The organism is Chryseolinea sp. H1M3-3 (genome assembly GCF_029360725.1).
Lineage (GTDB): Bacteria > Bacteroidota > Bacteroidia > Cytophagales > Cyclobacteriaceae > Chryseolinea.
Map to the genome: position 1 here is coordinate 554,775 of NZ_JARKMY010000002.1, position 12,695 is coordinate 567,469.

Here is a 12,695-nt window from a genome sequence, read left to right on the forward strand (position 1 = left end):
AAAGCAAGCGTAAAAGTTAAGTAAAAATTAAAAGTGTTTTCAGTCGGGTCTATTTAGTTGCTTGCGCGTATCTTTTGGTTGGCGACTTTTTCCTTCATAAAGATTCAAAATCCAGTATATATTCGCGCTGGACAACATCGGTTCAATGTTTAACTTTTAACTTGTTTCCCACGAAAGCAGCAGCGCTCAAAGCCTTCCTCGACGAAAAGGTTGATTTATACAACCGGCCTGCGTTTATCGAGTCGGACCCGATACTGATTCCCCATGCTTTTAGAAAACAACAAGACATTGAAATTGCAGGGCTTTTCGCTGCAGTGCTGGCCTGGGGTCAGCGAGTCACAATCGTTAGAAAATGCAAAGAACTTTTAGCGATGATGGATAATGATCCACATCAATTTGTCCTTCATCATTCGGAAAAGGATTTGAAATCTTTGCAACAATTTAAACACCGTACCTTCAACGCTACCGATACGCTTTATTTCATACAATTTCTTAAGTGGTATTACAGTCGCCATCAAAGCCTGGAACAAGCATTCAAAGTTTCATCTGATGACCAAACAATTGAGCAAGGTCTTGTGAATTTTTACAATTTGTTTTGCAGCTTGGATGAATTTCCAGGTCGCACTAAAAAGCACATAGCAACACCGGAACGAAAATCCACATGCAAAAGACTTAATATGTACCTAAGGTGGATGGTGCGGAAAGACAACGCAGGTGTCGACTTTGGTATATGGAAAAGCATTTCACCGGCACAACTGATTTGCCCATGCGATCTTCATGTTGATCGTGTATCGCGCAAACTTAAATTGATAAAACGAAAACAAACTGATTGGCAAACTGCTGTTGAGTTGACGAATAATCTTCGCAAGCTCGATGAGTATGATCCGGTGAAGTATGATTTTGCGCTATTCGGATTAGGAATAGAAGAAGGGTGGTCTAAGGGTTAATACGGAATATTGATCAAACCTTAATTTTGCAAGCTAATAATCAAATTGATAGTATCCTGCATTTAAAAAAATAAGCAATTCAATTTGTAACTATTCTAAACTATTTCAAAAAGGCGTGTTCTAAAGTCTCTTTAACTCATTAGATAAGTAAGATTTTCGTCATAATTTCTGGTTCTACACTTTAAATAAATTTGAAAAAATGAGTTCGGATAGTAGATTTGTGCCGCTTGTTTTGAAAACGGACACTGAACCACACATGAATAAAAACTTTATCTCTTCCGCTTGCAAGTTCTTCTCACTGGTTTTCGTTTTCGCATTTATAAATTTTACTTCGTCCGCTCAGGAAATTTCTACTGAACCTGCCGCGATTAAAGCCGGTGAAAGTTTATTTAATGCGAATTGTAAAGCTTGTCATGCTGTAAAACGAAAACTGGTTGGGCCCGCCTTAGGAGGCGTTCAGGACCGCGCACCGTCTATTCAATGGATCAAAGACTTTGTTCACAACTCCTCTGCTGTAATTAAAAGTGGCGATGAGTATGCTGTGAAGTTATACAATGAGTATAACAAAACTCAGATGACTTCCTTCACTTCCCTGAAGGATGAAGACATCATGAATATTCTCGCTTATGTTAAAGCTGAGAATGAAAAAGTTGAAGAAGTGGCTGCTGCTCCAACAGGAGGACAACAACAGGCAACTCAAGACACAGGCCTCTCTGGCAAATATTTGAACATCGTCCTGATTGGATTGGTGATCATCCTGCTTTTACTCCTTATTATATTAGGCCTCATCGTTTCGGCGCTAAAACGCTTCCTCGACCAAAAAGAGCTTTCTGAAGAAGATCGTGAGGTAGTTCATTCACCCATCAGCGTTGGGTCTATCACAAGAAGTTCCGGATTCATTTTCATCGTCGTATTCCTGGTGGCTGCATTGGGCTTTAAAGCTGTAATTAATAGTTTGTTTTCAATTGGTGTTCAGCAAGGATACGCACCTAAACAACCTATTGCCTTTTCTCACAAGATACATGCTGGTCAATACGAAATCGACTGTAAATATTGTCACGTGGGAGCAACCAAGGGAAAAAATGCGACTATACCCTCGGTTAACATTTGTATGAACTGCCATAATCAGATCAAACAAGGAAGCTTAACTGGAGAAGGAGAAATTTCAAAAATTGTTGCCGCTTACGAGAACAACCGACCTATCGAGTGGGTACGCATTCACAACCTGCCTGACCTCGCTTATTTCAATCACGCTCAACACGTCAATGTTGGAAACGTAGAATGCCAGACTTGTCATGGCCCGATTGAAACTATGGATGTGGTTCGTCAGCACTCTTTATTAACTATGGGATGGTGTATTGATTGCCATCGTAAAACTGATGTCAACACAAGAGGTAATGCCTATTATGATAATCTCGTGGAAATTCATAATAAAACGGGCAAGGCTCCTATGAAAGTGGAAGAGATCGGTGGTCTCGAGTGCTCAAAGTGTCACTATTAATTCAAGCTATTAATACAATAGCGATAACGGATAACGAATAACGATTCATTACAATAATAATGGAAGAGTCTAAAAAGGTATACTGGAAAGGTATCGAGCAACTCGCAAACAATTCTGAGTTTGTGAAAAATGCTCAAAACGAATTTGCTCAACCTGGTCCAGAGGAGGATTTGGGACATTCCCGTCGCGATTTCTTAAAGATGATGGGCTTTGGCATGTCAGCAGTAACCTTAGCGGCATGTGAAGCTCCAGTCCGGAAAGCGATCCCGTTTGTCAACAAACCTATGGATACGGAGGCAAGTATCGCCGACTATTTTGCTTCTACTTATATTAATGGGGGTGAATATTGCAGCATTCTGGTTAAGACCCGCGAAGGCCGCCCTATCAAAATAGAAGGTAATGCATTGTCGAAGATTACAAATGGCGGAACAAATGCTCAGGTTGAGGCTTCCGTGCTTTCCTTATATGATAATGCAAGATTACGTGGCCCCAAAGCCAACAAGAAGCGGATTGACTGGGAAGACCTTGATAAAGAAATCATCGGAAAGTTGACCGAAATTTCAGCCGCCGGCGGACAAATCCGGATTGTTAGCAACTCCATTCTAAGCCCCAGCACAAAAACTGTCATCGACAGATTTAAAGCAAAATATCCTACAACCCAGCTGGTTCAATACGATCAGGTTTCAGCATATGGGATGCTGAAAGCAAATGAAGAATCATTTGGCTCGGCCTTTATACCTTCTTACGATTTCAGTAAAGCAAATATCGTTGTGGGTATTGGTGCCGATTTCCTTGGCGGATGGTTGTCATCATCTATCGAATTTAGTCAGCAGTATGCCAAGACCAGAGAAGTATCAGAGGAGAAGAAAGAAATGTCCCGGCATTATCAGTTTGAGTCGGTTCTTTCGATCACAGGCGCAAATGCAGATTACAGAACGCAGATAAAGCCTTCTCAGGAAGGTGCTGCCGTGATTACACTATATAATCTTTTAGCATCCAAAGCGGGCCGTCCGACGGTGTCTGGTGGTAATGATAAAATCAATAATCTGTCAAAAGCCGCAGATGACCTGTGGAGCAACCGTGGAAAAGCGTTGGTAGTGGCAGGTTCGAACGATAAGGCTATTCAGCTGTTGGTTAATGCAATCAATGACATCCTCGGAAGTTATGGAACGACGATTAATACGAGCCTTACCGTAAATTACAAGCAAGGTGACGACCAGGCGATGGCCAACTTCATCAGCGACGCTGAGGGCGGAAAACTAGGCGCAGTTATTTTTTATAATTGTAATCCTGTTTACGATTACCCTGCAGGCGACAAACTTGGTGCTGCCATTAAAAAGATCGGCCTCACCATCTCAACAAACTATAAAGAAGATGAGACTGGTTCTCTCGTAAATTACGTGGCTCCAGACCACCATTTCCTGGAATCATGGAACGACGCAGAGCCTAAGAAAAATCATTTTAGCTTAAGTCAACCTGCGATCACGCCGATTTTCAAATCACGCGCAGCTCAAAGTAGTTTCCTCACGTGGGCTGGCGAATCAAATGCCGATTATTTTGAATTTGTAAAAGATAGCTGGAGAACAAAATTCTTCGCCACACAATCTGCATCGCCCGACTTCCAAAGCTTTTGGGACAAATGCCTGTATGATGGTGTTTATGATTTGCCTGAAGCAGCGGCTGTCGCCGTGACATTTGGCGGCGATGTAAATGGTGCAGCAAGTGCCATTGCAAGTAATTACAAAGCTGGCAAATGGGAAGTTGTTGTTTACGAAAGTGGAAATATTGGCAATGGCTCACAGGCAAACAATCCATTGTTGCAGGAATTACCAGATCCAATCACTAAGGTAGTGTGGGATCACTATGTTACTGTTGCGCCTAAGGATGCCAAGGAAATTGGTTTCTCGGAGAGCTTCACTAAAGTTGCAACAATCAAGGCAAACGGAAAAACTGTAGAGCTGCCGGTAATGATACAACCTGGCCAGGCAGCTGGAACGATAGGCATACCGTTAGGTTATGGGCGCACGAAAGCTGGGAAAGTTGCTGATGGGCGAGGAGAGAATGCTTACCCGCTGGTTGGTTTGGTGAACGGATCATTAAGCTATGCTGCAAGTGCAGAGTTTACCATTGGAGAGAAATCTTACCAACTCGCACAAACGCAAACGCACAATACATACATGGGCCGCAAGGCGGTTATTCAGGAGACAACGCTTGCTTCCTTTAAGAGTAACTCGAAAGCTGATGCCTTCGAGCCTGCAATATCTACATGGTCATCTCCAGACCATAAAGTTGATCCTGAAACACTTTCTCTTTGGAAAGGTCACGATTATAAGAATCACCATTGGGGTATGGCTATTGATTTGAATACCTGCACCGGTTGTGGGTCTTGCGTCGTAGCCTGCAACGTTGAAAACAACGTTGCCCTCGTAGGACGTGAAGAAGTTATTGCCAGAAGGGAGATGCATTGGTTACGCATTGATAGATATTATAGCAGCGATGCGCAAGCCGACGATTGGAGAGGTGTAGAAGAAGCAGCAGAAAATCCTGAAGTGGTATTTCAACCCATGCTTTGTCAGCATTGCAATAACGCACCGTGCGAAACGGTTTGCCCGGTTGCTGCAACCACGCACAGCAGCGAAGGTTTGAATCAGATGGCCTACAACAGATGTATTGGTACACGCTATTGTGCCAACAACTGCCCTTATAAAGTGAGACGCTTCAACTGGTTTAAGTACCACGACAATCGTCAGTTTGAAGAGGTCAACCCCGCTATGAACACCGACCTCGGCAAAATGGTATTGAACCCAGATGTTACGGTCCGTTCACGAGGTGTGATGGAAAAATGTACTTTCTGCGTTCAACGTATTCAATTGGGTAAATTGAATGCCCGCAAAGAAAGAAGAAAATTGCAGGATGGTGAGGTAGTAACAGCATGTCAGGCAGCATGTGCAACAGGTGCTATTGTTTTTGGAGACATGAACAATCCCGAAAGTAAGATTGCAAAATTGCTGAAGGTCCGCCCGCTATATAAGGACCGTCCGACGGTAAATGACAAAGAAGCAGACAACGCTCGTGCTTACCAGGTATTGGAGGAAATTGGTGTAAGGCCAAATATCTGGTACTTGAGGAAAGTAAGGAATAAAGATGCTGCTAAAGCATAATAGAATTAATAAAGACTAACGATTAACTTTTACATCATACAATGCAGGTAACGTCATCAGTTCGTGATCCGCTGGTAACCGGAGGGAAAACAGTAAAAGATGTTTCGCATGACATCAGCCGTCAGGTGGAAGGTAAGCCCACATCCCTTTGGTGGATGGCAATGGCGGTATCTTTAGCTGTACTGGGTTTTGGTTTCTATTGCATATGCTATCTTTTGTGGAATGGAATAGGGGTGTGGGGATTAAATAAAACAGTAGGCTGGGCGTGGGATATTACAAACTTCGTCTGGTGGGTCGGTATTGGTCACGCCGGTACACTGATTTCAGCAATCCTTTTATTGTTCCGTCAGAAATGGAGAATGTCAATTAACCGCGCTGCGGAAGCGATGACCATCTTCGCAGTTATCTGCGCTGCCACTTTCCCGCTCATGCACATGGGCCGGCTTTGGTTAGGCTTCTACTGGGCACTTCCGCTTCCCAATGCATTCGGTTCACTATGGGTAAACTTTAACTCACCATTATTGTGGGACGTGTTCGCGATCTCAACATACTTTACCGTTTCATTGGTATTCTGGTACATGGGACTTATTCCTGACTTTGCTGTTATTAGAGATAGAGCCGTTGTAATGGGAAACAAGACTAGGGCCTCCATTTATAACATATTAAGTTTCGGATGGCAAGGCGGTGCCAAAACATGGATGCGCTATGAATCAGTAGCGTTGATTCTTGCCGGTGTTTCTACGCCACTGGTATTGTCGGTTCACACGATAGTATCGATGGACTTTGCTACCTCCGTTATTCCAGGCTGGCATACTACTATCTTCCCTCCATACTTTGTGGCCGGTGCCATCTTCTCTGGCTTTGCAATGGTACTTACACTGCTGTTGATTACAAGAAAAGTTTTCAAACTCGAAGACTATATCACGATCTATCATATTGAATTGATGAACATCATCATCATCGTGACCGGCTCGATTGTAGGTATAGCATACATCACTGAGTTGTTCATCGCTTGGTATTCCGGTGTTGAATATGAAGGATATGCGTTCTACAACCGCGTTCAAGGTCCCTATGCATGGGCATACTGGTCAATGATGACGTGTAATGTAATATCTCCTCAACTTTTCTGGATCAAAAAGATCCGAACCAGCATCGTTGCAACCTTCGTGCTTTCGATTATTGTAAACATCGGTATGTGGTTCGAACGCTTTGTAATTATTGTGACATCCCTTCATCGGGATTATCTTCCATCAAGCTGGACGATGTTTCACCCGACGATGTATGATATCGGTGAGTACCTGTTCACCTTTGGGTTTTTCTTCGCGGCCTTTTTATTGTTCGCGAAATTCTTCCCGGTGATCAACATGGCTGAAGTAAAAAGCATTATTAAATCAGATTCAGAAAAAACAACGCATGATTCACATCATTAAGATGTGATCTATTATAACTGTTAAATAATGGACGCAGATAAAAACTTTCTAGTAGGCATTTTCGACGACGATGAGCTTGTTCTCAACGGCGTCGATAAAGTTCGCCAAAGCGGAGTGAAAATTCATGAGGTGTATTCTCCCTTCCCGGTACACGGCCTGGATGAAAGATTAGGATATAAGAGAACACGCCTTCCCATTGCCGCATTTTTGTTCGGTATGACCGGAACATCCCTTGCGCTTATTATGCAGATATGGATGTTGGGCTTCGATTGGCCAATGATCATCGGTGGAAAGAATTTTGTTTCACTGCCACCATTCATTCCAGTTACATTCGAATTAACGGTTCTGCTTGGTGCATTGGGAATGGTTGGTACCTTTCTCATTGTGAGCGGCCTAAAGCCATACGCTTGGCCTCGCCAGTTTGACCTTCGTAGCACGGAAGATAAACATGTGATGGCAATAGACCTTGCGTTGAACAAGGGTAAAAGCAAGGAAGAAATTGCCGGCATTTTAAAATCCGCTGGAGCTTCTGAGGTGAATGAAAAGAATTTTGAATAACTACAGACAACGATGATGCGTTTTGCAACAACAATATTCACGGCAATTTCGGCAGCAGTCATATTAGCCGGCTGCGGAGCGAGTGGCGATAATCAAGGAACTGAGTATGCACCCAACATGTATCACTCGGTTGCCTACGAACCTTATACTCAAATCGTCGACAAGGAAGCAGGTAGCTGGCTTACATCTATCGAATATCCTGACGAGCACGCTGAATTTTTCAATACAAACCAATTCAATCCCAACCACATGAACATGCGGTTGCCTGCGCCAAACACAGTAAGCCGTAACAAAAACGGGTGGCTGCCATACCGGTTGGGGAAAGACAGCCTGGCGTATGCTGCACGCACTTTGAAAAATCCTTTGGATTCAACTGCCGCGATGATCGCAAGTGGCAAGCTACTTTACGACATGTATTGCGACCATTGCCACGGTGCTAAAGGAACCGGCGACGGAAAGGTGGCTTCTGGTGTAACGATAGAAGATCCTGAAAAAGGAAAGATTGAGAAAGGCGCTTATAACGGTGTGGCTAACCTAACCGGGGACGCTTTAAAAAATATTTCAGAAGGACACATATTCCACGTAATTACGCATGGCAAAGGTTTGATGTGGCCTCATGGATCCCAGATCAGTGTGGAAGATCGTTGGAAGATTTCCATGTATGTAAAAACACTTCAGAAATAAGAGACAACGGATAACCGATAAACGGATAATAAAATAACAATGGCTCATCAAGTAGTAGTTACGGAAGAACATTATGTATTTAAACCGGCAACCAAGAAGAACCTGTACATTGTTTTAGGGATAGGTGTAGGGTTGTTTATTCTAGGCCTGGTGCTTGCCATAAGTGGTGGTGGCCATCACGAAGGCGGTGATGGTGGACATGCTGCCGTTCAAAGTTCGGAACTGGTGGCCAGTGTTCAGCAACACGCTGCTGCCTCAGAAGGACACGCGACCGCCACACATCATGAAACTGAACCTTGGGTGAAACGACTCTATTCTTCCTTATGGATGAACAATGTCTTCTTTGCTGGAATCGGTATAATCGGTTTATTCTTCGTAGCTATTCAATATGCTGCACAGGCAGGCTGGTCGGTAGGCGTTAAGCGAATTGGTATCGCTATGGGTAACTGGATTCCTATAGCAGGTGTAGTGATGCTGATCCTTTGGTTTATAACACATCATGATATTTTTCATTGGACACACGACTATTTATATAACAAAGACGGTGCTGAATTTGACCCTATCATCAACAAGAAGGCGCCCTTCTTTTTCTGGCCTTTGGCTGGTGGTTCATTCCCGATATTTTTCATTTTCAGAATGGTGTTGTTTTTCGGTGTGTGGTATTGGTTCTTCATCATGATTCGCAAGAACATGGCAGCTGAAGATATTCAAGGAACTACTTCCTTCTGGCACAAAAATGTCGTGTTGTCTACCGTCTTTCTGATTTTTTTCGGCGTAAGTTCATCCATCGCTGCATGGGATTGGGTAATGAGCATTGACACACACTGGTTCAGTACGATGTTCGGATGGTATGTGTTTGCAAGCTGGTGGGTCACAGGACTTGCCGTTATTACGTTGATTGCCGTATGGTTGAAAGATGCTGGTTATCTCAAGATCGTAAACTCAAACCATTTGCATGATCTTGGTAAATTTATGTTTGCTTTCTCTATTTTCTGGACTTACATCTGGTTCAGCCAATTCCTATTGATCTACTATGCAAATATTCCGGAAGAAACGGTTTACTTTTTTGAACGCATGAGAAATAGTCCCTACAGTTGGATATTTTATTTAAACTTAATTTTGAATTTTGTGCTACCTTTTTTGTTACTGATGACAAGGGACGCCAAACGACAAATGTCTATGCTGAAACTGGTTTGTCCTATCATCATTGTTGGACACTGGTTTGATTTCTTTAATATGGTTACACCGGGTGTTATGAAACATGACGGAGGTGTTGGTTTATTGGAGATCGGTCTTGCGCTGATTTTCCTTTCATTGTTCCTGTTAGTGGCATTTAGCAGTTTGACAAAATTGCCACTCTTTGGAAAGAATGATCCAATGCTTCAAGAAAGTCTCCATCACCACATTTAATTTTTGAAACTGATATGATGAGTCTGATTATTTCTCTTGGTGTTATCCTGATTCTGGCGATCTTATACATGATCTTCAGGGTTAGTAACCTTATAACCATAGCGAAGGGGCCTCGGGATCAACGGGGCGGAACAGCGAACAAAGTGAACGCGGCGCTTTTCATAGTCTTTATGGTAGCGAGCTTGGGCGGTTTTTTCTGGTACTCCATTGCCTATTTTGATGAATATAACTTACCGGTAGCTTCCGACCATGGAAAATGGACAGACACACTGTTCTGGATTACGATGGCAGTTTCTGTAATAGCATTCGTGATCATCAGTATTGTTATGTTCGTGTTTATCTATAGATACCAATACCGTGAGGGTCAACGCGCAAAATACTATCCTGATAATCACTATCTGGAGTTGGCATGGACCATTATCCCGGCAATTGTGTTGGCGGTTCTCATCTTTACTGGTTTGCGGGCCTGGAATGACATTACTTCCCCGGCAGCAAAAGATGCAGAGGTAGTTGAACTTATAGGACAACAGTTTGCCTGGACTGCACGCTACCCTGGTGTAAAGGATGGCGCACTTGGAAAAAATAATTACAAACTGATTGACGATGTTAATGAGTTTGGTCTTGACTTGACTGACAAAAATGCTTTTGACGACTTCAAGTCCTTAGAGTTACATCTCCCGGTTAATAAAGAGATCTTACTTAAGATTCGGGCAAAAGATGTTTTGCACAGCGTATTCTTACCACACTTCCGTGTGAAAATGGACGCGGTCCCAGGCATGCCCACACAATTTAAATTCACAGTTACAAAGACCACACAGCAAATGCGCGATGAATTGGGTAACCCCAATTTCAACTACGAGTTGGCTTGCGCAGAAATATGCGGACGCGGACATTTCTCGATGAAAATGTCTGTAGTCGTAGAGGAAGAAGAAGCATACGAAAAATGGAAGGCTTCTCAGGAAGCATGGCTAAAACAAAATCCGGACTACCTTAAAAAAGTACCCGATGCGTTGAAAGAGGCGGCGATGATAAAAGCAGGAATGCAAAAAGATCCTGGATCATCCGTAGCGGAGGCAAATGATTAATACAATTAAAGATTATCAACGACATGGCAACGACCGACATACACATTCATTCTGACGTCCACCATCACGATGATCATGACCATGAACATGAGCATCACGAAGGCAATTTCTGGACGAACTACGTCTTTAGTCAGGATCACAAAGTAATTGCAAAGCAATTCCTCATCACTGGTATTTTCTGGGCATTGCTCGGTGGTACGCTCTCGGTGATCTTCCGCTTGCAACTTGGTTTTCCGGACATGAACCTCGATTGGCTTAAGCCAGTGCTTGGTGAGTGGATCACTCCCGAAGGTAAACTTGACCCGGAATTTTATCTGGCGCTGGTTACTATGCACGGAACGATCATGGTATTTTTCGTGCTTACTGCCGGATTAAGCGGAACATTTGCCAACTTCCTCATTCCCCTTCAAATCGGTGCCCGCGACATGGCATCAGGATTCCTCAACATGCTTTCCTACTGGTTCTTTTTCCTTTCCAGTGTCATCATGTTTACTTCTCTTTTTCTTTCCACGGGTCCTGCCTCTGGAGGATGGACAATTTATCCCCCGCTTAGCGCATTACCACAAGCAATTAAGGGATCGGGTCTTGGGATGACCCTGTGGCTGGTAGCCATGGCGTTATTCATAGTAAGTTCTTTATTAGGCGGTATCAATTACATTACGACCATTATCAACCTGCGCACAAAAGGGATGTCATTTACGAAAATGCCACTCACGATCTGGGCGCTGTTCTTTACTGCAATCATTGGGGTACTTTCGTTCCCAGTGTTGTTTGCAGCAGCTTTGTTATTAATCTTCGACCGCAGTTTCGGAACAAGTTTCTATTTGTCTGATATCTACATTGGTGGAGAGGCACTAGCGCACGATGGTGGTAGCCCTATTCTATTCCAGCATTTGTTCTGGTTCCTCGGGCACCCGGAGGTATACATTGTATTGCTTCCTGCATTAGGATTGTCTTCCGAGATCATCGCTACGAACTCACGTAAACCAATCTTCGGATACAAAGCCATGATTGGCTCCATGCTCTTCATTGCCATCCTGTCATTTATTGTTTGGGCACATCACATGTTTGTAACAGGTATGAATCCATTCCTGGGATCGATCTTCATGTTGTTGACCCTTATTATCGCAGTTCCTTCTGCTGTTAAGATATTTAACTATGTGACTACACTTTGGAAGGGTAACATCCGCTTTACATCGGGCATGTTATTCTCTATTGGAATGGTGTCATTCTTCCTCACGGGTGGTATCACTGGAATTTTCCTTGGAAATTCTGCTATCGATATCCAGCTTCATGATACTTACTTTGTTGTGGCTCACTTCCACCTTGTAATGGGTAGTGCATCTTTCTTCGGAATGCTGGCAGGTATTTATCACTGGTTTCCCAAAATGTTTGGAAGAATGATGAACGAGACGCTGGGATCAATACATTTCTGGCTCACTTTTGTAGGTGTATACATGGTGTTTTTCCCGATGCACTATATTGGTATCGCCGGATTCCCAAGACGATATTATTCTTGGACCAACTTTGATACTTTTAGTGGTTTTACCGATTTGAATATGTTAGTAAGTACGGCTGCTATTTTAACATTGGCTGCGCAATTTATCTTCCTGTTCAATTTCTTTTACAGCATGTTCCGCGGCCGTTTGGCTCCGGCAAATCCATGGCAATCCAATACGCTTGAATGGACTACTCCTCGCAATCCTGGTCATGGTAACTGGGTTGGTGAAATTCCTTCTGTATATCGTTGGCCATACGATTACAGCAAACCTGGTTCAAAAGAAGATTATATTCCTCAACATATTCCATTCTCCGAAACGCCAGAGTCTAACCTTCCGAGCGAAAATGATCTGATCAAACTCGAAACCTCGAATGGGGAAGGAAAGATTATAGTTGAAGGAGGCAAACACTAATATGTA

The 12,695-nt window shown here is 43.2% G+C and carries 9 protein-coding genes; all 9 read left to right on the plus strand.

What is annotated here, in order from left to right; translation table 11 throughout:
- The first annotated feature begins 161 nt into the window (after positions 1-161).
- Positions 162-947, plus strand: coding sequence for a TIGR02757 family protein (locus P2W71_RS09930; RefSeq protein ID WP_276370330.1), 786 nt, complete (start codon positions 162-164; stop codon positions 945-947).
- A 256-nt stretch (positions 948-1,203) separates the two neighbouring features.
- A complete protein-coding gene (locus P2W71_RS09935) occupies positions 1,204-2,448 on the plus strand; it encodes a c-type cytochrome (protein ID WP_276370332.1) in 1,245 nt (414 codons plus the stop codon).
- Between the two features lie 59 nt (positions 2,449-2,507).
- Positions 2,508-5,609, plus strand: coding sequence for a TAT-variant-translocated molybdopterin oxidoreductase (locus tag P2W71_RS09940; protein WP_276370335.1), 3,102 nt, complete (start codon positions 2,508-2,510; stop codon positions 5,607-5,609).
- 41 nt (positions 5,610-5,650) lie between these two features.
- The gene (gene nrfD, locus P2W71_RS09945) at positions 5,651-7,039 is read left to right on the plus strand and encodes an NrfD/PsrC family molybdoenzyme membrane anchor subunit (protein WP_276370338.1); all 1,389 of its coding nucleotides are present in this window, start codon (positions 5,651-5,653) and stop codon (positions 7,037-7,039) included.
- 27 nt (positions 7,040-7,066) lie between these two features.
- Positions 7,067-7,597 (plus strand): DUF3341 domain-containing protein, encoded by a 531-nt coding sequence (locus P2W71_RS09950; protein WP_276370340.1) that lies wholly within the window; start codon positions 7,067-7,069, stop codon positions 7,595-7,597.
- Positions 7,598-7,609: 12 nt separating this feature from the next.
- Positions 7,610-8,281: a cytochrome c gene (locus P2W71_RS09955; RefSeq protein ID WP_346659954.1), complete on the plus strand. Its 672-nt coding sequence runs from the start codon at positions 7,610-7,612 to the stop codon at positions 8,279-8,281.
- Between the two features lie 39 nt (positions 8,282-8,320).
- Complete coding sequence (locus P2W71_RS09960; protein ID WP_276370343.1) at positions 8,321-9,691, plus strand: quinol:cytochrome C oxidoreductase; 1,371 nt, start codon at positions 8,321-8,323, stop codon at positions 9,689-9,691.
- A 14-nt stretch (positions 9,692-9,705) separates the two neighbouring features.
- The gene (locus P2W71_RS09965) at positions 9,706-10,776 is read left to right on the plus strand and encodes a cytochrome c oxidase subunit II (protein WP_276370345.1); all 1,071 of its coding nucleotides are present in this window, start codon (positions 9,706-9,708) and stop codon (positions 10,774-10,776) included.
- Between the two features lie 23 nt (positions 10,777-10,799).
- A complete protein-coding gene (locus tag P2W71_RS09970) occupies positions 10,800-12,689 on the plus strand; it encodes a cbb3-type cytochrome c oxidase subunit I (RefSeq protein WP_276370348.1) in 1,890 nt (629 codons plus the stop codon).
- Positions 12,690-12,695: the final 6 nt, after the last annotated feature.